This is a genomic window from Clostridium prolinivorans (assembly GCF_004011155.1).
Classification (GTDB): Bacteria; Bacillota; Clostridia; order Clostridiales; family Clostridiaceae; genus Clostridium_AT; species Clostridium_AT prolinivorans.
Genome location: NZ_RJWG01000006.1, coordinates 11,851 through 33,549, shown reverse-complemented (window position 1 = coordinate 33,549; position 21,699 = coordinate 11,851). Strand labels below are relative to the sequence as shown.

The 21,699-nt window shown below is 26.6% G+C and carries 17 protein-coding genes and 1 CRISPR repeat array (1 of these 18 only partly in view); of the genes, 14 read left to right on the top strand and 3 right to left on the bottom strand.

Translation table 11 applies throughout. The features are described 5' to 3' along the window. Nucleotides 1-1,373: a CRISPR direct-repeat array (repeat unit 30 nt; unit sequence GTTTAATCTTCTCCAAGATGGAATTGAAAC) (it extends 183 nt beyond the left edge of the window). 170 nt (nt 1,374-1,543) lie between these two features. After that, nucleotides 1,544-2,446, bottom strand: coding sequence for a glycyl-radical enzyme activating protein (locus EGD97_RS06945; protein WP_127836876.1), 903 nt, complete (start codon nt 2,444-2,446; stop codon nt 1,544-1,546). Nucleotides 2,447-2,816: 370 nt separating this feature from the next. Here EGD97_RS06945 and EGD97_RS06940 point away from each other — a divergent pair, with 370 nt between their 5' ends. From EGD97_RS06940 to larB, 7 genes are all read left to right on the top strand, one after another. Further along, nucleotides 2,817-3,569 (top strand): DeoR/GlpR family DNA-binding transcription regulator, encoded by a 753-nt coding sequence (locus tag EGD97_RS06940; RefSeq protein WP_127836875.1) that lies wholly within the window; start codon nt 2,817-2,819, stop codon nt 3,567-3,569. 310 nt (nt 3,570-3,879) lie between these two features. Beyond that, on the top strand, nt 3,880-6,285 hold the full coding sequence (locus EGD97_RS06935) for a glycyl radical protein (protein WP_127836874.1): 2,406 nt from the start codon (nt 3,880-3,882) through the stop codon (nt 6,283-6,285). Nucleotides 6,286-6,331: 46 nt separating this feature from the next. Continuing rightward, nucleotides 6,332-7,009 (top strand): fructose-6-phosphate aldolase, encoded by a 678-nt coding sequence (locus EGD97_RS06930; RefSeq protein ID WP_127836873.1) that lies wholly within the window; start codon nt 6,332-6,334, stop codon nt 7,007-7,009. Between the two features lie 153 nt (nt 7,010-7,162). Then, on the top strand, nt 7,163-8,230 hold the full coding sequence (locus EGD97_RS06925; protein WP_127836872.1) for a mannose-1-phosphate guanylyltransferase: 1,068 nt from the start codon (nt 7,163-7,165) through the stop codon (nt 8,228-8,230). 239 nt (nt 8,231-8,469) lie between these two features. Further along, a complete protein-coding gene (locus EGD97_RS06920) occupies nt 8,470-9,363 on the top strand; it encodes a DMT family transporter (RefSeq protein ID WP_078682998.1) in 894 nt (297 codons plus the stop codon). Then, entirely contained in the window at nt 9,360-10,670 is a 1,311-nt protein-coding gene (gene larC, locus EGD97_RS06915; protein ID WP_127836871.1) for a nickel pincer cofactor biosynthesis protein LarC, read from the top strand. Before EGD97_RS06920 ends, larC begins: the two co-directional genes overlap by 4 nt. A gap of 33 nt (nt 10,671-10,703) precedes the next feature. Beyond that, a complete protein-coding gene (gene larB, locus EGD97_RS06910; RefSeq protein ID WP_127836870.1) occupies nt 10,704-11,450 on the top strand; it encodes a nickel pincer cofactor biosynthesis protein LarB in 747 nt (248 codons plus the stop codon). Between the two features lie 39 nt (nt 11,451-11,489). Here larB and EGD97_RS06905 read toward each other — a convergent pair whose 3' ends face one another. Next, complete coding sequence (locus tag EGD97_RS06905; RefSeq protein WP_127836869.1) at nt 11,490-12,620, bottom strand: glycosyltransferase family 4 protein; 1,131 nt, start codon at nt 12,618-12,620, stop codon at nt 11,490-11,492. Between the two features lie 191 nt (nt 12,621-12,811). Between EGD97_RS06905 and EGD97_RS06900 the strand changes: the two genes are divergently transcribed. Genes EGD97_RS06900 through EGD97_RS06890 form a run of 3 tightly spaced genes read left to right on the top strand, consistent with a single transcriptional unit; the run spans nt 12,812 to nt 15,709 of the window. Beyond that, nucleotides 12,812-13,822 (top strand): CotS family spore coat protein, encoded by a 1,011-nt coding sequence (locus EGD97_RS06900; protein WP_127836868.1) that lies wholly within the window; start codon nt 12,812-12,814, stop codon nt 13,820-13,822. A gap of 34 nt (nt 13,823-13,856) precedes the next feature. Next, a complete protein-coding gene (locus EGD97_RS06895; protein ID WP_127836867.1) occupies nt 13,857-14,621 on the top strand; it encodes a spore coat protein in 765 nt (254 codons plus the stop codon). 50 nt (nt 14,622-14,671) lie between these two features. Continuing rightward, nucleotides 14,672-15,709 carry a CotS family spore coat protein gene (locus EGD97_RS06890; RefSeq protein WP_127836932.1) on the top strand — a complete coding sequence of 346 codons (1,038 nt, stop codon included), beginning with the start codon at nt 14,672-14,674 and terminating at the stop codon, nt 15,707-15,709. A gap of 118 nt (nt 15,710-15,827) precedes the next feature. On the opposite strand, the gene EGD97_RS06885 is transcribed toward EGD97_RS06890, so the two are convergent. Then, entirely contained in the window at nt 15,828-16,952 is a 1,125-nt protein-coding gene (locus EGD97_RS06885) for a glycosyltransferase family 4 protein (RefSeq protein ID WP_127836866.1), read from the bottom strand. A gap of 145 nt (nt 16,953-17,097) precedes the next feature. Between EGD97_RS06885 and EGD97_RS06880 the strand changes: the two genes are divergently transcribed. The 4 genes from EGD97_RS06880 to EGD97_RS06865 all read left to right on the top strand — a co-directional run bounded on the left by EGD97_RS06880 (nt 17,098) and on the right by EGD97_RS06865 (nt 21,657). Next, entirely contained in the window at nt 17,098-18,102 is a 1,005-nt protein-coding gene (locus tag EGD97_RS06880) for a CotS family spore coat protein (RefSeq protein ID WP_127836865.1), read from the top strand. Nucleotides 18,103-18,422: 320 nt separating this feature from the next. Next, nucleotides 18,423-19,286, top strand: a complete 864-nt coding sequence (gene yabG, locus EGD97_RS06875) for a sporulation peptidase YabG (RefSeq protein WP_127836864.1) — start codon at nt 18,423-18,425, stop codon at nt 19,284-19,286. Between the two features lie 238 nt (nt 19,287-19,524). Further along, complete coding sequence (locus tag EGD97_RS06870; RefSeq protein WP_127836863.1) at nt 19,525-19,758, top strand: Veg family protein; 234 nt, start codon at nt 19,525-19,527, stop codon at nt 19,756-19,758. A gap of 333 nt (nt 19,759-20,091) precedes the next feature. Then, a complete protein-coding gene (locus EGD97_RS06865; RefSeq protein WP_127836862.1) occupies nt 20,092-21,657 on the top strand; it encodes a DUF3794 and LysM peptidoglycan-binding domain-containing protein in 1,566 nt (521 codons plus the stop codon). Nucleotides 21,658-21,699: the final 42 nt, after the last annotated feature.

Below are 21,699 nucleotides of genomic sequence, written 5' to 3'. Positions count from 1 at the left end.
CCTTCATAGCTTCTGTTTAATCTTCTCCAAGATGGAATTGAAACATTGGAAATTATCTTTCACAGTATTCAGGCAACTTGTTTAATCTTCTCCAAGATGGAATTGAAACTCTTAATCACTTAAGAGTATCTAAGATTTTAGGCAGTGTTTAATCTTCTCCAAGATGGAATTGAAACTAACATCCCCTTTGTTGATAGTTGTTGATAGAATTGTGTTTAATCTTCTCCAAGATGGAATTGAAACTTCTCTCTTTGCTTTCCACTTAGCTGTTTTGTAGAAGTTTAATCTTCTCCAAGATGGAATTGAAACCAGAGAAATCGAATATTATAACGGAAAAGTAGAAGATGTTTAATCTTCTCCAAGATGGAATTGAAACTATGAAACAACCACAAACTTCAATTTCTAATCCCTCGTTTAATCTTCTCCAAGATGGAATTGAAACTTGTACAAGGTGCTAATAGTTATTATTAGTTAGTAATGTTTAATCTTCTCCAAGATGGAATTGAAACATACTGGTATTGCAAGCATAGGACAGGAGGCAGGAAGTTTAATCTTCTCCAAGATGGAATTGAAACAAAAAAATGTGACCAAATGAGTGTAATTGCTTCATGTGTTTAATCTTCTCCAAGATGGAATTGAAACCTGTATAAGCATTTTGCATTTCAATGCTTAATATTGTTTAATCTTCTCCAAGATGGAATTGAAACATGCTGTATAAGGGGGGAAAATAATAATATGGTATATGTTTAATCTTCTCCAAGATGGAATTGAAACATTGCCACTACAGAAATAATCATATTAGATAGCATTAGTTTAATCTTCTCCAAGATGGAATTGAAACGCATTTAGGTGACAACTAACGAATAAATCAGCCTTAGGTTTAATCTTCTCCAAGATGGAATTGAAACAGTAACTGTTTTAACATTTATTTTTCCTCCTTAATTAGTTTAATCTTCTCCAAGATGGAATTGAAACAGGTCGTTTGTTACTGCCCAATTTATCACGTCAATCGTTTAATCTTCTCCAAGATGGAATTGAAACTTAAAAGAAAATGGAAATAAAATCAAAAAAACAGTCAGTTTAATCTTCTCCAAGATGGAATTGAAACACTATCAACGATGATGATAGAAAAAATGGAATGACTGTTTAATCTTCTCCAAGATGGAATTGAAACATAGACTTAAGATATTTTTCAACATTTTTATCTGATTGTTTAATCTTCTCCAAGATGGAATTGAAACTGTTTCCAGGAAAGTTATCTTAGCACTTCTTACCGGGTTTAATCTTCTCCAAGATGGAATTGAAACTCTTTTATATTCGCGGTGTCTATTGTTGCATTAGCAGTTTAATCTTCTCCAAGATGGAATTGAAAATTTTAATAACTAATTGGTTTAGCTACTGTACCTCAAGTTTAATCTTCTCCAACAAGGATTGAATTAGTTGGTGAGTTATATATAAAAGAAGATAAAAAGGGATCATATAATTTCAATATGATCCTTTGTATATTTTTTATTTTATTAAAGAAAAATTTAGAAATGAATATTTAAAAATAACAATCAAATCCATTTTTTAGAAAGATATTTTTATAATCTATTAAATCTTCTTCATGAAGCTGCTGAATATTTTGAAAAGCATATTTTTTATTTAAAAACTCATATTTTTTCTGCCCAAATTGATGAAATGGGAGAAGATTTACTTTTTTAGCATTGATAGATTTAAGTAATTTACAAAATTCTTCAGCATCTTTTAAACTAGAGTTTATATTTGGTATAACAGGTATACGAATAATAACTTCTTTTTCCATGTTTATAGCAATTTTTAAATTTTCAATAATTAAGTCATTATAAACATTTGTAGCTTTAAAGTGTTTTTCTCTATCATAATGTTTCATGTCAAATAATAGTAAATCAACATTTTCTATAAATTTTAAGAATATTTTACTTGGAGCATATCCAGTAGTTTCAACTGCTGTGTGTACGTTTTTTTCTTTTAAAGATTTTAAAAGCTCTGATGCAAATTCATGCTGCATTAATACTTCGCCTCCAGATAGAGTAACTCCACCATTTGACTCTTCATAAAATACTTCATCTTTTAAAACTTCTTTTAAAACTTCAGAAATACTTAAAAAGTTTCCTTCCACTGATAGAGCGTTATTAGGGCAGAAATTTTTACAGCTAAGACAAGAAATACATTTATTATAATTAATTTCTATATGATTGTTGTTTAAATAAATAGCGTTTTTAGGACATACATTTATACAATTAAGGCATTGTTTGCACTTAGTTTTATCGCATATAATTTGTATTTTATTATATTGGGATTCTGGATTTGAACACCATAAACATTTTAAAGGACAGCCTTTAAAAAATATAACACTTCTAATACCAGGACCATCGTGTATACTATATCTTTGAATATTAAAAATACATGCCTTTATATCTTTCATATAATCATCTCCATATAGTACTATTTAATTTACTAATATATTTAAACCAGTTAATATTATACAATGCAACTTTATAGTTTAACAATAATTTCAAAACTGGAAGGGATATAAGGGATATTTATTAAAGATAATAACTATAAATTGCTTTATAGTTTAATAATAACATCAAGATACTTAAATGTAAATAATTATATTACATTTGAAATTAAAAATAATTTCAAATAAATAAAAAGTGATTAATTAAAAGTATATAAATAAAAATATAATACTTATTAGATGGATTTGCTTTTATTCGAAATATAAATGTTTTATTTTAGAAAAAGTTTATGTTATAATTACCATTATACTTAAGAGATAGGAGGAAGTTACTATGGTAGATAGGCATACAAAACTTCTTGAAATTGTAAATAAAAATAAACGTATAGAAGTTAGTAGATTATCAGAGCTTTTAAATGTATCTCAAGTTACTATACGCAAGGATCTTGATATATTAGAAGAAAAGGGATTATTAAAGCGTGAGCATGGATATGCTGTTATAAGTTCAAGTGATGATATTAGAAGCAGATTAGCTTTTAATTATGATATAAAACGAAAGATAGCACATTTGGCAAGTAAGCTTGTTAGTGATGGAGAAACTGTTATGATAGAGTCAGGGTCATCTTGTGCTTTGCTTGCAGAAGAGCTTGCCTATAATAAAAAAGATGTAACTATAATTACTAATTCTATTTTTATTGCTAACTATATTAGAGAAGGAGGTGCAAAGATAGTATTACTTGGGGGAGACTATCAGACAGAATCTCAAGTTTCAGTAGGACCTCTTACAAAAAAATGTGTAAAGGATTTTTTTGTAGATAAATTATTTATTGGAATTGATGGTTATAGTCCTAAAATAGGCTTTACAGGTAAAAATTTAATGCGTGTAGAAACAGTTAAAGCTATGGCTGAAAGTGCTGAAAAAATTATAATATTAACTGATTCATCAAAGTTTTCAGAACGTGGGGTGGTATCTCAGTTTAAAGCTTGTGAGATAAGTTATTTATTTACAGACAGCAATATTCCAAAAGACATTTTAGAAAATTTAAAAAAAGAAAATGTGGATGTTAGAATGGTAAATATAGATTAATAAAAAATAAAATAAATTAGAAGTATAAATACACAGTTTATAATATTTACTAAAAGTAGTAGGTATTATAGTCTGTGTATTTTTTTATAATAATTTTACTAAGTCTATATAAATATTATAAAAATTTAATATTATAGTATGGTGTTTTTTATAATAATATTTTTATAAAATTTCAAAAGATAACTATTATAGTTTTGAATGAAATAAAATATTGACAAAGAATAATAAAGCTATATAATAAAATTATAAAAGAAAGATAAAAAATTTCAAATGAAAGCAAAATACTCATTACAATGAAAGGGGAATTATTATGAATCATTTTGGAGAATTAACGGAAAGAATGTATAATTTTAGAGAAAAATTAATAAATGCAAAACCTATGGTATGTGTAGAGAGGGCAAAATTTGTTACAGAAAGTTATAAGGAACATGCAGACAAACCTATGATTTTACGTAGAGCATTATGTTTGGAAAATATATTGAAAAATATGAGTATATTTATTGAAGATGAAACAATGATTGCAGGAAATCAAGCATCTTATAACAGAGCAGCACCTATTTTCCCTGAATATGCAATGGATTGGGTTATTGATGAACTTGATGAATTTGAAAAACGTGATGGCGATGTATTTTATATTACTGAAGAAAACAAAAAAGTATTAAGGGAAATTGCACCATTTTGGGAGAAGAAAACTTTAAAAGATAGGGGGCTTGCGGGGATACCTTCAGAAAGTAGAGTTTTTTATGATTTAGGAATAATAAAAGCAGAAGGTAATATAACATCAGGAGATGGACATATAGCTGTAAATTACGAAAAAGTATTAAATCTTGGATTAGTTAATTATAAAGAAAGAACAGAAAAGAAATTAAAAGAGTTAGATATTACTGATTATAGGAATTTAAATAAATTATATTTTTATAAGGCAGTTTTAATTGCATTAGATGCAGTAGTTGCTTTTGCAAAACGTTATGCAGACTTAGCATTAAATTTAGCTCAAAAAGAGGCAGATACATTAAGAAAAGAAGAATTATTAGAAATGTCAAGAATACTAAATAAAGTTCCCTATTATCCAGCAGAAACTTTTCATGAAGCAGTTCAATCCTTATGGATAATTCATCTTGTATTGCAAATTGAATCTAATGGACATTCAGTTTCATATGGAAGAATGGATCAATATCTAAATCCTTTTTATGAAAAAGATTTAAAAATAGGTAAAATAACTGAAGATAAAGCTGTTGAATTATTGACAAATTTATGGCTTAAAACATTTACTATAAATAAAATAAGAAGTTGGTCTCATACTCGTTTTAGTGCAGGAAGTCCATTATATCAAAATGTTACAATTGGTGGACAGACCGTAGATAAAAAAGATGCAGTAAATCAATTAAGCTATCTAATTTTAAAAAGTGTTGCTCAGACAAAATTACCTCAGCCTAATTTAACAGTGCGTTATCATAAAGGATTATCAGATGACTTTATGAATGAATGTATTGAGGTTGTAAAGTTAGGATTTGGTATGCCTGCATTTAATAATGATGAAATTATAATTCCGTCATTTATAGAAAAAGGAGTATCAGAAGAAGATGCATATAACTATAGTGCAATTGGATGTGTAGAAGTAGCAGTTCCAGGCAAATGGGGTTATAGATGTACAGGTATGAGTTTTTTAAATTTCCCCAAATCATTACTAATTGCATTAAATAATGGGATTGATCCTGATTCAGGAATCAGGCTTTGCGAAGGTGTAGGGCATTTTAAATATATGACTTCATTTGATGAGGTTATGAAAGCATGGGATAAGATAATTAGAGAATTTACAAGGCACAGTGTAATAATTGACAGCTGTATAGATTTAGCTATAGAAGAAGTTACAGCAGATGTGTTATGTTCAGCTTTAACAGATGATTGCATTGAAAGAGGATTAAATTTAAAAGAAGGCGGAGCAGTGTATGATTTTATAAGTGGCCTTCAAGTAGGTATTGCAAATCTTGGAGATTCTCTTTGTGCAATTAAAAAATGTGTATTTGAAGATAAAAGTATAACTCCAAAAGAGTTATGGGATGCTTTAATTAATAATTTTGAAGGTGAAAAAGGTAAAAAAATTAGAGATATATTAATTAATGATGCACCTAAATATGGAAATGATGATGATTATGTAGATTTATTATTAAAAGAGGCATATGAAATATATATTGATGAAATAAAAAAATACAAAAATACGAGATATGGAAGAGGACCAATTGGAGGCTGTTATTATGCAGGTACATCTTCTATTTCTGCTAATGTACCACAAGGGGCAGGAACTTTAGCAACTACAGACGGAAGAAAAGCAGGAGAGCCTTTAGCAGAAGGTTGTTCACCTTCACATGCAATGGATAAAAAAGGACCTACAGCAGTATTTAAGTCAGTTTCAAAATTGCCAATACGTGATATTACAGGAGGGGTATTATTAAATCAAAAGGTTACACCTCAAATGTTATCAAAAGAAGAAAACAAAATGAAGTTAATTTTGTTAATAAGAACTTTTTTTAATCGCTTAAATGGATTTCATGTTCAATATAATGTAGTATCTAGAGAAATATTACTTGATGCTCAAAAAAATCCAGAAAAACATAAAGATTTAATAGTTAGAGTTGCAGGATATAGTGCATTTTTTAATGTATTATCTAAACAAACTCAAGATGATATAATTGAAAGAACAGAACAAGTTTTATAAATAAAAAATATTTTTAGGAAATTTTAATAATAAGGAGAGATATAAAATGGAATATATGTTAGATACAGTAAATATTGAAATGATTAAGAAGTGTATTGAAATTTTCAATATTAAAGGTGTTACAAGCAATCCGAGCATAATAAAAAAGGAAGGTAAAATTGATTTTTTTAATCATTTTAGAAAAATACGCGAAATAATAGGGGAAGATAAAAGTATTCATGTTCAAGTTGTTGCACAAGATTGTGAAGGCATTATAAAAGAGGCAAAAGCAATTTTGGAAAATATTGATAATAAAGTGTTTATTAAAATACCAGTTAATGAAGAAGGATTAAAGGCAATTAAGATACTAAAATCACAAGGGGTATCAATAACTGCAACAGCAATTTACACAACAATTCAAGGATTATTGGCAATAGAAGCAGGGGCAGACTTTATAGCACCATATTTTAATCGTATGGAAAATATGAATATTAATCCACATGAAGTTATAAAAACTTTTGCTGATATAATTGAAAAATATAATTATCCAACAAAAATACTTGCGGCAAGTTTTAAAAATATAGGGCAGGTAAATGCTTCTTTTGCTGCAGGTGCACAAAGTGCAACAATTTCTCCTGAAATTTTAATAGATGCTTTAAAAATGCCAGCAATTTACAAAGCAGTTGATGATTTTAAAAATGATTGGGAAGCTGTATTTGGAAAAGTTTCTATAGCTGATTTGTAATATATGGGGTTAAGTATATTCTAATATAAAACTATTTATTTTTCACATATGATATATGGCGTAAAGAATTTAATTGTCAATAATCTATTTATTTTCACATATGTAAAGAAAAATTCATATTATAAACCAAAGCAATATTTGGAGTGAGTATTTTTGCTATACGCACTAATTTTAGCAGGAGGTAAAGGTATAAGGTTATATCCTCTATCTAGAGATAAAAATCCAAAACAGTTTTTAAAAATAATAAATGATAAAAGCTTTTTAAGAAATACAGTAGACAGAATAAAACCTCTTATAAATAAAGAGAATATTTATGTAGTTACAAATGAAGAATATTTAGACAAAATTCACGAGGAACTTCCTGAGATAAGTAAAGACAATATTTTTGTAGAACCAGCTAATAAAGAAACTGCAACGTGTATAGGATTATCAGCAGTTAAACTTTTAAAAAAGGACAAGGATGCTACAATGATAGTTCTTCCTTCAGATCATTATATAGAGGGAGAAAAAGTATTTATAGATACTTTAACTCAAGCTGTAGAAATAGCTGAAAGAAAAAGAGGTCTTGTAACTATAGGGGTAACACCTACAAGACCTGAAACAGGTTATGGATATATTGAAATGGGAGAAAGAACTATAGGAGATATTGCTACTTTTAAAGTTGAAAGATTTACTGAAAAACCTAATATTGAAGTAGCAAAAGATTTTTTGTTAAAAGGAACTTACCTTTGGAATAGTGGAATGTTTATCTGGAGAGCAGATGTATTTTTAAGAGAAATGGAAAAATATCTTCCTAAAATGTATAAAAATTTAATGACTATTTATCAGAACATAGGTGAAGAAAATGAGAAAGAAATTATAGAGGAACAATATAATTTGATAGATGGTATATCAGTTGATTTTGGAATAATGCAAAAGACAAGAAAAGCTTATGTTGTAAAGTGTGAATTTGTATGGGATGATATTGGAAGTTTTGCATCTTTAGGAAGATTTTTAAATAATTACAGAGGTAATAATGTATTAGGTACAACTTTTATGGAACAAAGTGAAAATTGTTATGTGTTTGGCAATGAAAGACTTATTATAGGATTTGGTATTAAAGATTTAGTTATTGTTGATTCAGGAGATGTAGTTTTAATTATGGATAAAAACAAAGAGCAGGAAGTAAAACATTTAGTAAATGAAATCAAAAAAGAAGATTTTTTGAATAAATTTTTGTAAATATTAAAAGCAGGTTATTTTATGTATCAAGTTTTATTAAAACAGGGTAGTTCAAAATTATTAAAAAAACAGTTTTGAACTGCTCTTTTTTAATATTTATTAAAAAATGTTATTAATAAATATTATTTTAATATGAATTTTCATATAATTATGTTTATTGAAACATTAATATTTGATAAAATATATAAGTAGACAATAATTAATTTTTATGTATTTTAAAGCAATACAGGAGGGAAAATATGACAAAACAATTAAAAGCAGACTTAAGTTTAATATTAGTAACGGTAGTATGGGGTTCTAGCTTCCCAATTATGAGTATAGCACTAAAAAGTATTCCGCCGTATTCTTTTATAGCGTTAAGATATATTTTAGCTGCCATTATAATTGGAGTTATATCTATTAAAAAGTTAAAAAATTGCAATAAAAATATGGTAAAATCAGGTGTATTAATAGGATTGGCGTTGGGTATTGGAAGCATACTTCAAGCAGTAGGGCTTGTTTACACAAGTTCAAGTAAATCTGGTTTTATAACTGGACTTAATGTAGTTATGGTTCCTTTATTTTTAGCTTTTTTATATAAGAAATTTCCAGATTTTAAAACTATTATAGGTATAGTCATATCTGTAATAGGTTTAGGATTAATGTCTATAAGTGGAGATTTAGGCTTAAATAAAGGAGATTTTTTAACTTTATTAAGTGCTGTATGTTTTGCAGTTCAAATAATATTAGTAGATAAATATACAGAAAATACAGATATTGCTATTTTGACTTTTATTGAACTTTTAACTGTAGGTATAATTTCTTTAGTACCAGCAGTTTTTGTTGATAGATTAAAAATGGATTTAAATACATTTTCTTTTGGTGCTATTTTATTTACTGCAATATTTTGTACTGTATTTGCCTATGGACTTCAAAATATAGCTCAAATGTATACTACACCTACTCATGCTGCAATAATATTTTTAGCAGAACCAGTTTTTAGTGCAATATTTTCAGTTTTTATTGGAGATAAATTAACAGGTAAAGCTTTATTAGGATGTCTTTTGATATTGTCAGGAATGATAGTAATAAATTTACAATTACCTCAAATAAGAGAAGAAAGAAAAGAGGAAAGAAAGGAAGAAATAGCATGAAAATATTATATTATGATTGTTTTTCTGGAATAAGCGGAGATATGAATTTGGGAGCTATGATAGATTTAGGAGTTGATAAAGATTATCTTATTAATGAGCTTTCAAAGCTTAATATTTCTGGATATGAAATAGAAGTAAGTAAAGATAATAGAAAAGGTATTACTGGCACAAAAGTAAATGTAAAATTAAATAATGAAGAATGTAATCATGAGCATAATCATGAGCGTGAGCATGGGAAACATGAACATATTCATGATTTACATGAGCATATTCACAATTTAAATAATAAAGAACATGAACATAATCATAAAGAAGGAGAACATCATCATAGAAATTTAAGTGATATAGAAACTATAATAGATAATAGTTCTTTAAATGAAAAAGTCAAAAATTTAAGTAAGAAAATATTTTTAAAAGTTGCTGAAGCTGAAGCTAAGATACATGGTAAATCTTTAATGGAAGTTCATTTTCATGAAGTAGGAGCAGTAGATTCTATTGTTGATATTGTAGGGGCAGCTATATGTTTTGATTATTTAAATGTTGATAAAATTATGTCATCTAAAGTTGAGCTTGGAGGCGGTTTTGTTAAATGTGCTCATGGATTATTTCCAGTTCCTGCACCTGCAACAGCTGAAATATTAAAAGGAGTACCTGTAAAGCTTGGCGGAGTACCTTTTGAAACTACAACACCTACAGGTGCTGCAATACTTAAAGCTGTTGTAGATGAATTTACAGATAAAAAGGATTTTAAAATAAATAAAGTTTCCTATGGAATAGGACATAGAGATACAGATATTCCAAATGTTTTAAGAGTATATTTAGGAGAAACTCAAGAAAAAATAAAAGATGAATTTAATATTGATAAAAACAATAAAATTTATGAAGATGCTGTTATGATTGAATGTAATATAGATGATATGAACCCTGAGCTTTATGATTATGTTATGGAAAGATTATTTAATGAAGGTGCTATGGATGTATTTATGACTCCAATAATTATGAAAAAAGGAAGACCAGGAATTAAGCTTAGTGTTTTGTGTGATGAAGATATAGAAGAAAAACTTATAGAAATTATATTAAAGGAAACTACTACTTTAGGTATAAGAAAATATAAAGTAGAAAAAACAATGCTTAAAAGAGAATTTAGCTTAGTAAAAACTAAATATGGTGAAGTTAGAATAAAATCTTCTTTTTTTAATAACAAAAAAATAAAATCTAAAGCAGAATATGATGATTGTAAAAAGATTGCAATAGAAAATAATATATCTATAAATGAAGTTTATGATGAAGTTAACAAAGAGTTATAAATAATTTTAATATAAAAGGGCAGTGATACTAATATGGATGAAAAAGAGATAAAAGATTTACTTGAAAGCATAAAAATCGGGAATTTAACCATAGAAGAAGGAGTAAAAAAACTTAAAGATTTTCCTTTTAAAGAACTTGGTTATGCAAAGATTGACAATCATAGAGAAGTAAGAGTAGGATACCCTGAAGTAATATATTGTGAAGGAAAAACTGTAGATCAAGTAAAAGGAATAGTTGAATTTATGCTTACTAAGAATAACAATATTTTAGGAACAAGAGCAAATGAAGAAATTTATAATGCAGTTAAAGAAATTTGCCCTGAAGCAGAATATAACAGACTTGGACGTACTATAACTATAAAAAAGAAAGAATTAAAAATACCTGATACTTATATAGCTGTAGTAACTGCTGGAACTTCAGATATACCTGTAGCAGAGGAGGCAGCTGTAACTGCTGAAATACTTGGAAATAAAGTTGAAAGAATATTTGATGTAGGTGTTGCAGGAATACATAGACTTTTTAATAGATTAGATATTATTAGAGGGGCGAGAGTTGTAGTTGTAATAGCAGGAATGGAAGGAGCTCTTGCAAGTGTTATAGGAGGATTGGTTGATAAACCTGTCATTGCTGTGCCTACAAGTGTAGGCTATGGAGCTAATTTTGGAGGGTTATCAGCACTTTTAACTATGCTTAACAGCTGTGCCAGTGGTATAAGTGTGGTAAATATAGATAATGGTTTTGGTGCTGGATATTTAGCAAGTATAATAAATAAATTGTAAAAATAAAATCAGAAGGTATTTTTGCCTTCTGATTTTACTTTATATATCATAATTTGTTTCATAAACTTTTTTATAAACTTCTAAAGTTTTTTCAGCAGTTTTAGACCATGAAAAATTTTGTGCTCTTTTAAGACCTCTTTTTCTATATTCATTTTGAAGACTTTCACTATTTAAAAGCGTTAAAATTGCACTTGAAAGTTCATTTTCGTTATAAGGATTAATAAGTATACCAGCATCTTTTACAACTTCTGGTATAGAAGTTAAATTAGAAGTTATAACTGGAGCACCACAGTTCATTGCTTCAAGAGGTGGAAGTCCAAAGCCTTCATAAAGTGAAGGATATACAAATACATCGCAGCCATTATATAAAATAGGAAGATGTTCTTCAGGAGCAAATCCTGTAAATATTATTTTAGATGCAAATTCTAAATTGCTTGAAAACTTATTTAAATATTCTCCTTGATCTTTTGTTGCTCCTACTATTACTAAATTATAGTCCTTATTTAAGTCTTTATATATCTTTTGAAAAGCTGTTATAAGAGATTTTACATTTTTTCTAGGACTAAAACCTCCTATATATAGTATAAAGGGTTTATTTATATTGTAATTTTTTGATAAAAAATCTTTGCACTTTTCTTTATCCATAGGTCTATACATATCTTCTGCTGCAAGAGGAGTGACGAAAATTTTATCTTTATCTATAGGAAAAAACTTTAATATATCTTGTTTTGACCATTCAGAAACAGTTATTATAGCATGGCTTAACTCTATAGCTTTTGGTACTTCTTTTAGAAATTTAATAAGGTATCCTCTCCCTACAGTTTCAGGCATTATATAAGGTATTAAATCATGTATAGTAGTAATTTTTTTGCACTTTATATTTTCATTTATGCCTATTCCGTTTTGAGGTACATGATATATATCTATATTGCTGTTTTTTAAATTATTTGGGAAATAAACTTGTTCAAAAAATCTATGATGTTTTTTGGACGCCATAATAATGTCTGTATTTTTAGATTTAAATTCCTCATAATTTTCCCCAGACCAATATATATGATAATAATTTTCTATATCCATTTTTAATAAATATCTTAAAACTTTATCTGTATAAGTACCAATGCCAGTACCTCTATACCAATTGATACCTCGTGCATCAATTGCAATTCTCATCCAATCCTCTCCCTTAAATTGATAAAAGATAAGTTTAATTTAAAGAAAATAAGCCTATATATTATAAGTATTAGAATTAATATAAAAATGTTCCACAATGTTTGATAATTAACTTGTTTATCTTTAATTATCACACACTCTATATTAAATTCATATAATGCAATTAGAGCAATATTTTTGGAGGAAGCTCCTTGGAATTAGAGAAAATCAAAAATTTAGTTGAGTGTAATTATGGATTAAAGATAATAGGCCTTGAAAAAATAAAAAATGTTTATAAAATTAAAACTCTTCATGGAGATTACTGTTTAAAAGTTATTAAATATAATTTTCCTCACTTTTATTTTATTTTAAGTGCAATAAAGCATCTCCAAAATAATGGATTTGATAAAGTACCTGAGATAATAAAAACATTAGATGATTTAGATTATATAAGTTTTGAAGGTTGTAATGCTTACTTAACTAAATGGGTAAACGCAAGAGAATGTAACTATGACAATCCAATTGATGTTTCAAAAGCTGCAGTTAAGTTAGCACAGCTTCACAATAAAAGTGAAGGATTTAATGTAACAGAAGATATGAATCCAAGAGTATATTGGTATAAGTGGATAAATCATTTTGTTACAAGAAGGGAAGAAATATTAGATTTTAGAAATAGAATATTGAAAAAAGAAGAAAAAAGTGAGTTTGATAATTTATATCTTAAAGCTATGTCTAAAGAGATAGAAAGAGCAGATAAATCTATAAGAAATCTTATGAAAAGCGAGTATATAAAAAAAGTAGATAGTGAAATATTAAAGAAAGGTTTTTGCCATCATGATTATGCACATCATAATGTTTTAATTGAAGATAATGGTGATATTGACATTATAGATTTTGATTATTGTATATTAGATATAAATATACATGATTTAGCAAGTCTTTTACTAAGAAAACTAAAAAACGGCAAATGGAGTATAGATGATGCTATTTTTATAATGGACAATTATAGTAAAGAAAGAGTAATAGAGAAAAGAGATATAGAAATTATGGCTGCTTTTATGGAATTTCCACAAGATTACTGGCAGGTTGGAATTCAGTACTATTGGGAAAAACAGCCTTGGGGTGAAGATTTCTTTATTAAAAAATTAAAAAAGATATATGATGATAATGAAGAAAAACAAGATTTTGTTGATGAATTCAGGCTTATAAAATACGGAGTATAAAAATAAATATAAAAAATATATAGAGGTGTTTTTGGTGGCTAGAGATGAATTGTTTGAGCCTTTTGCAGAATATCTTATGTCAAAAGATATAAATATAGTTAAAAATTTTAAAGATAAATATGTTTTACCAAATAATATTGATGAAAGTTTAATGTCAAATCAACTTATGCTTATAAATGAGTTTCAAAATAAAGCTATGGGATATAAAGGATATATGGGTAAAAGACTTAATAATAAAACTGGAAGTATTATAGAACAATATAAAGTTTATATAAAAAGATTAAAAAGATACTTAAATAATATAAAAATGAATTCACCAGAGAATGATTTTGAAATAATGCTTTTAAAAGTTGGCAATGAATATATAAAAAGGGCAGAATATTGCATATCTGAAATTTTTAATTCTAGTTATATGGATATTATAAAAAGAAGTATGGATAGAACTGAAATTTGTATAGGTGATGCAGATTTTTCTAATTTAAGAAAAACTGATAAATTAGAAATAATAAATATAGATAAATGCAATTATAACAACATAGAAATAGATTGTTTTAATATTTTAAGCAAATATAAAAGGAAAGGAATTAAACTTGATTTTAAATATCTTGTAGATGATTTTTGTAAATATTCAAATCTTTCAAAAGAAAGTAATAGATTTATTTTAGCTTTGTTATCTTATCCTTATGAATTCATGAAATGTTTTAATAGATATAGAGAAAAAACAAAAGAATTAAGCGAAGAAGAATATGAAAATAAATTAAAAAAAGCAATTATTAAAGATGGAGAAGTTTTATTTTAGGAGGTGATATAAAATTGAATGCAACAGAAAAGTTATCTTCAAATTTTAAAATGCAGACAGATGTAAGATATAGAGATAAAAAGTATTTAGCAAAATATGATTTATCTATTGAACTTTTTGAAAAATTTAATTTAAAAGTTATAGATGTAGTACCAATAAGAAGTGTTTACATTATATCTACTGATAAAGGAAATAAAGTATTAAAGAAAATTGATTATTCTCTTGAGGATTTGGAATTTATAAACAAAGCGATAAAATATATTAAAAATAAATTTGATAGAGTAATAGATTTTGTAAATACAAAAGAAGGAGATATATATGTTAAAATTAAAGATGACATATATTGTATTATGGATTTAGTATCAGGTAAAGAATGTGAGTTTAATAATCCAATTGATTTGAGTATAGCATCTAAAGGGCTTGGAGAATTTCATAAAGCTTCTTTGGGTTTTACAAGTAATATAAGAAATAAATATGCAGTAGGTAATACTATATATAGTTTTGAAAGAAAATTAGAAGAAATGAAGTTATTTAAAAGTATAGCTCAAATGCATCAATATAAAACAGAATTCGATGAAATATTTTTAGAAAATTTTGAACATTATACAAATGAAATAAAGGAGAGCATAAATATTTTAAAAAATTCTTCTTTTTATGAAATTTGTAATGAAAAAGATAAAATTGCCTTATGTCATCATGATTTAGCTTATCATAATATTATTATAAATAATGATGAAGCATATTTTATAGATTTAGATTATGCATTAATTGATTTAAAAGTTCATGATTTATGTAATTTTATAAATAAAGTTATAAAAAATTTTGCTTTTGATATAGAAAAAGCTAGTTCTATTATTTATGATTATTCCAGTACAAACTCTATTGATGAAAGAGAATTAAAAGTTTTATATGGATTTTTATATTTTCCAGAGGATTTTTATAGTATTTCTAAAGATTATTATACAAGAAGAAAGGATTGGGAAGAAGAAGTTTTTTTATATAGGCTTATGAAAAAAGTATCTTTTAAAGAAGATAGAATAGAATTTTTGAAAGAATTTAATGAAAAATTTTTTTCTCATAATAAATAAAAAGTATAAAAAGCGTTTTAATTATATGTGATTATTATATATAATTAAAGCGCTTTTTAGATAAATAAAATAAAAAGCAGAAGGATATTAAAGTGTATATTATCCTTCTGTTTTTTATTTAGTTATTAATTATTTTATTATACGCTATTAAAGTATTTTTAGCTGTTTTCTTCCAATTAAATTCTGAGCTTCTTATTAGTCCTCTTATTATAAGTTTATCTCTAAATTTATGATCATTAATTACCTTATATATTGCATTAGATATTTCATCTATATTATAAGGATCTACAAGTACCGCACAGTCAGAAACAACTTCAGGAATAGAAGTTAAATTTGAAGCTATAACAGGAACACCACAAGCCATGGCTTCTATTGGAGGAAGTCCAAAACCTTCATAAAAAGAAGGATATACAAGAAGTTTAGAAGCATTATAAAGGCATGGCAGATATTTTATAGGTATAAATCCTGGGAATATAACTTTATCCTCTATATTTAAATCTTGAGAACGTTTTTTATATATATCATAAGATTTACCTTGCTTACCTGCAATTACAAGCTTTATATCTTTTTTATATTTAGAAATAAATTTACTAAAAGCTTCTATTAATCCTATTATATTTTTTCTAGGACTAAATCCACCTACATATAAAATATAGTCTCCATCAATTCCGTAAAATTTTTTTATTAATTCTGCACATTGAATTCTATCTAAAGGATGATATATTTCTTCAGCAGCTAGATAAGTAACAAATATTTTTTCCTTTGGATAATTAAAACTTCTGGCAATATCTTCTTTTGAAAATTCTGAAACTGTTATTATACCATCACAAGAAGAGACTATAGAAGGCATATCATTATTAAATATTTTAAGCAATGTTTCACCAACGGTTTCGGGCATTTTTAGAGGAATAACATCGTGTAATGTTATAACAAAAGGACAATTCTTTTCCTTAGGAAGCCCAACACCATTTTGAGGTACATGATAAATTTCAATATCTTTATTTGTGAGTATATTAGGAATATTTACTTCGTCCCAAAAATTATTTAAATTACCTTCTGATATATTTTCTATATGAAAATTATTGCTAAAAGATATATCTGACACAGAAGATTCTGGCATAAAAAGCAAATATTCATTAAGTTTATCTATAGTATTTAAGGATGAAATAAGCTGATAAGTATAAGTACCAATACCAGTACCCCTATACCATTTAGCACCTCTTCCATCTATACCTATTTTCATATTGGTATCCTTTCAAAGTGTTTATAGTTTATTATATTAAGAATTAATAAAAAGTGTTAATAAATAAATTATACTTTACATATAAATTATATAGAGGATTTGATTTATAGATCTAAGCATAATAAAAAGGAGGGCGGTGATTAAAATGATGAGAGAATTTGAACTTGAAAGGCAGTTTGATATTGAAATTGAAAGTTTAAAACCAAATAAAGGAGTATACATTTTAAAAACCAATAAAGGAATGAAATGTCTTAAAAAAATAAACTATGGTACTCAAAAGCTGCTTTTTGTATATGGAGCTAAAGAACATCTTATAAAAAATGGTTTTCCTAGAGTTGATAGATATTGTTTAAATATAGATGGCAATCCTTACGCTTTGGTAAATGAAGACATTTATACACTTTCTGAATGGATAGATGGAAGAGAGTGTGATTTTTACAGTAAAGAGGATTTAGTGATTGCTGCTAAAAATTTAGCAATGCTTCATATAGCATCAAAAGGATATGAACCACCGGAAAACAGTAAATTAAAAAGTGATTTAGGAAGATGGCCTCATCTTATGGAAAAGAGGATAAAATCTTTTGAAAAAATGAGGGACATGTCTAGGAAAAAAAATAATAAAACAAATTTTGATTTAAATTACATTAAATCAGTAGAATTTTATAAAAATTTGGGTAAAAGGGCTTTAAAAGTACTTGAAAATTCAAATTATAATGAAATATGTAGAATAACTGATGAAGAAAAAAGTTTTTGCCATCATGATTATACTTATCATAATATAATAATAGATAATAAAAATGATGTAAATGTAATAGATTTTGATTATTGTAAAAAAGAAGTAAGAACATACGATTTATCTCTTTTTATTACAAAAGTTCTTAAAAGGCAAGATTGGAACATAGAATATGCCAGATTAATAATAGATGCTTATAATGAGATAAGTCCTTTAAGGGAAGATGAATATAGAGTATTATTTGCATATCTTTTATTTCCTCAAAGATATTGGAGACTTGCTAACAGGTATTATTACAATGAAGTTAGTTGGGCTCAAAATACTTTTAACAATAAAATAGAAAAATTAATTAAGGAGCAAGATAATTTTATAAATTTTGTAGAAGAGTTTAAAAATATATATGCTCAAAAAGAATAATATTTTATAAATAGGTCATGAAGCATTTATTTTCATGACCTATTTATAATTTTGCACATATAATATTGTAAATTCATAGTATGTAATATAAGTAATCTTATTGTATATATCATATATTTAAAAGCTTAATATTTAAAATATATCAAACCTTAAAATTTAATGTAATAGTATAGTGAAACAATAAATTAAAAATATATTTAATTGACTAAGTTGTTATTTTCCTAGATTAATGTTAAAATTTCGGGTTTGATATCTATAATATAAATTTAATATGAGCTTGTTTATACTTGTTAAACTATAAGTAAGTTGGAGATGAGGGTATGAATATAGGAGATACTGTTGTAAGAAAATCTTATGGAAAAGATATAACTTTTAAAATAATTGATGTAAAAGATACAGAAAATGGCCCTGTATATACTCTTAAAGGAATTAATCTTAGAGTTATAGCAGATGCTCCGCCAGAAGATTTAGAGGAAGTAGTTCCAAATTCTTTTGGAGAAAAAGAAAAAATATTAAATAGGAAGGTAAATACTTCTATAAATAATATATTAATAAACAGATTTAGTACAAATAAGCGATATTATAGAAGTTCTAAGGTTAACTTAACTAAAGAAATGGTATTTGGAAGACCTGGGAAAATACTTCATGTAGATGGAGATGCAGAATATTTAGATGTATGCCTTAAAGTATATAAAAAATTAGGATTAGACGTTGTTGGAAAAGTTATAGAAGAAAAAAACCAGCCTAGAGAAGTTCCAGATTTAGTTAAACAAATAAAACCAGATATAGTAATTATAACTGGTCACGATGCTATAACAAAAGGAGCTGAAGATTATTTAAATATAAATAATTATAGAAACTCAAGATATTTTGTAGAAACAGTAAGTGAACTTAGAAATTATGAGCCTAGTTATGATGATTTAGTTATTTTTGCAGGAGCCTGTCAAAGTAATTACGAAGCAATTTTAGATGCAGGTGCTAATTTTGCAAGTTCACCTTCTCGGATTTTAATTCATTGTCTTGATCCAGTATTTCTTTGTGAAAGGATTGCTTATACAAGTATTGAAAAAGTACTTTCCATTCAAGATGCTTTGGAAAATACAATAACTGGTAGTAAAGGAATTGGAGGGCTTCAAACTAGAGGAAAATATAGAGAAGGATTTCCTAAATCATCTTATGCATAAAATTTTGTAAAAAATTGTGCATATATGAAAATTTTTAGGAAATAATATAAATATACTTATGGGATATTTAAATAATAACACTTCAGGTCATAAGTATTAAGTATGACTTGAAGTTTTTATTTTTATTTACAAAAAATTAATATTGACAAAACACTTTATTAACTGGTAAAATATTAAGTTTATTTGACAGATAATGATTTTTAATATATAATATATTTGTGGAAAGAGGGTGTTTGATGTGGAAAAAATAAATGTGCTTGCATCTATAAGGACAGACATCGAAAACCATGTTGGAGAAAAGGTAACTTTGAAGGCTAATGGCGGTAGAAGGAAAGTCCTTATTAACAAAGGTATAATTGAAAAAACTTATCCTAATATTTTTGTTATTAGACTAGAACATGACACCCAGAGGACAGTGACATACAGTTATTCAGATGTTTTAACTAAGACAGTTCAAATAGTCTTTGCATGAAAATCGGCACTAAGTACTTAGTGCCGATTTTATTTTATATAATAAAAAGAAAGATGGCGTTTTTCCATCTTTCAACTATGGTATAAAAGGGTATTGAGAATTTATGAGAGGTTATATGGTCAATAATCATATTCTATATTAAGACAAAATAATTCAATTGTCAACATATTTATACATGGCAAATTAAGGTAATATAAAATACTGAAATTAAATAAAATATACAAATGCTTTAAATTATAAAAATATTTTATAATTTTTTTATTTTGGAGGTTATATTTTTATAGAAGCATTTATATAAATTAATAGTAGGTATTTTATGGGAGGGACAAAGTAATGGCTATAGATTTGCTTAAAGAAAATATAGAATGTGAACAACTTTTAGGAGAAAACACTGCTGATACAGTCATTAAGGGGGAATATGTAATACCAGATACTCACCCGGATGTGTATCAAATTTTAACACTTGATGCAAAACCCACTATAGTAACTAAAGAAGTAATGCAGGATAAAGTATATATAGAAGGTCAAATTGCATTAAATGTACTATATTTAGCTAAGGAAGATGAAAATAGAAGCGGAGTTTACAATGTAGATTATAGTGCGAAATTCTCTAATAGTATAGAAATAGATGGAGCAAATAGAAATATGCCTTGTGAGGCTGAATGTTACATAGAACATATTGAGCCTGTAGTTATTAATGAAAGAAAAATAGCAATAGAAGGCATAATAAAAGTTAAATCATCAGTATATAAGGTTTATAATTTTGAAATAGTTAAAGATTTAAGGGGAATTTCTGATGTTCAGGTATTAAAAGACAGTGCTTCTGTAGATAAAATTGTAAAAAACTGTGATGGAGAGATGATAGCTAAATCACATATGGAAATTCCAATGGATAAGCCTGAAATAGGAACAGTATTAAAGTGCGATGTTGATCTTCACAAAAAGGAAGTTAAAGTTTTAGATGGAAAAATAGAAGTATCAGCTTTTGCCCATGTTAATATGCTCTATAGAGATAAAGATAGTTCTCAGTTATGCTATGTTGATGATGATGTATTGGTTAATAAAGAATTAGAAGCTGAGGAAGTTAATTCTTTTATGGATAGTTTTTCTGAATTTAGAGTAGATGATATGATATTTGATGTAAAGGAAAATGATCTTGGAGAAAAAAGAATTGTTGATGTTGAAATTCTTATAAGAAGTAATACTAAAGTTATGAGTAAAGAAGAAATAGATACCATAGAAGATGCTTATTCACCATCTGTACTTATGGATATGGAAAGAAAAAGTTATGAACTTAATGTTATGCATGGTCAGGCAGGTAATGAAGTTATAGTTAAAGGTAATATAGAAATTTCAGAAGATATTCCAAAACCAGTTTCAATTGTTATGTCTACAGGAAATGTTTGTATAACAGAGAAAAAGCTTATAGAAAATAAAATATTAATTGAAGGTTTATTAAATGTTGAAGTTTTATATAAGACTAATGATGAAGATAAATGTGCTTATGTTATTAAAGATGAAATACCATTTAGTACTTATGTAGAAATTCCAGATGCTAAGATAGATATGCAATGTATTGCAAAATTAGATCTTGAAAGCATAGAAGCATCTATTGAAGCTAATACTATAGGAGTTAAAGCAATAGTAGAAGCTTATGGAAGAGTAAATTATATTAAAAATAAAGAATTTTTAGTTAATGTTGTTCAAAAAGAAGGAGAAAAGCCAGATAAAAAAGCAAGTATAACTATATATGTTGTTCAAAATGGAGATACACTTTGGAAGATAGCTAAAAGATATTATACAACTGTAGATGATTTGGTAAAAATAAATGAAATTGAGAACTTAGATAATATAAGAGAAGGTGAAAAACTTATAATTCCAGGAAGAGCAATAATTTAAATAAAGGTTATTTAAAAATACCTTATTTGATATAATAAATTA

Coding starts and splice junctions, on each gene's coding strand:
- EGD97_RS06945 (WP_127836876.1), bottom strand. CDS start 2,446: ATGAAAGATATAAAGGCATGTATTTTTAATATTCAAAGATATAGTATA.
- EGD97_RS06940 (WP_127836875.1), top strand. CDS start 2,817: ATGGTAGATAGGCATACAAAACTTCTTGAAATTGTAAATAAAAATAAA.
- EGD97_RS06935 (WP_127836874.1), top strand. CDS start 3,880: ATGAATCATTTTGGAGAATTAACGGAAAGAATGTATAATTTTAGAGAA.
- EGD97_RS06930 (WP_127836873.1), top strand. CDS start 6,332: ATGGAATATATGTTAGATACAGTAAATATTGAAATGATTAAGAAGTGT.
- EGD97_RS06920 (WP_078682998.1), top strand. CDS start 8,470: ATGACAAAACAATTAAAAGCAGACTTAAGTTTAATATTAGTAACGGTA.
- larC (WP_127836871.1), top strand. CDS start 9,360: ATGAAAATATTATATTATGATTGTTTTTCTGGAATAAGCGGAGATATG.
- larB (WP_127836870.1), top strand. CDS start 10,704: ATGGATGAAAAAGAGATAAAAGATTTACTTGAAAGCATAAAAATCGGG.
- EGD97_RS06905 (WP_127836869.1), bottom strand. CDS start 12,620: ATGAGAATTGCAATTGATGCACGAGGTATCAATTGGTATAGAGGTACT.
- EGD97_RS06890 (WP_127836932.1), top strand. CDS start 14,672: ATGCAGACAGATGTAAGATATAGAGATAAAAAGTATTTAGCAAAATAT.
- EGD97_RS06885 (WP_127836866.1), bottom strand. CDS start 16,952: ATGAAAATAGGTATAGATGGAAGAGGTGCTAAATGGTATAGGGGTACT.
- EGD97_RS06880 (WP_127836865.1), top strand. CDS start 17,098: ATGATGAGAGAATTTGAACTTGAAAGGCAGTTTGATATTGAAATTGAA.
- yabG (WP_127836864.1), top strand. CDS start 18,423: ATGAATATAGGAGATACTGTTGTAAGAAAATCTTATGGAAAAGATATA.
- EGD97_RS06865 (WP_127836862.1), top strand. CDS start 20,092: ATGGCTATAGATTTGCTTAAAGAAAATATAGAATGTGAACAACTTTTA.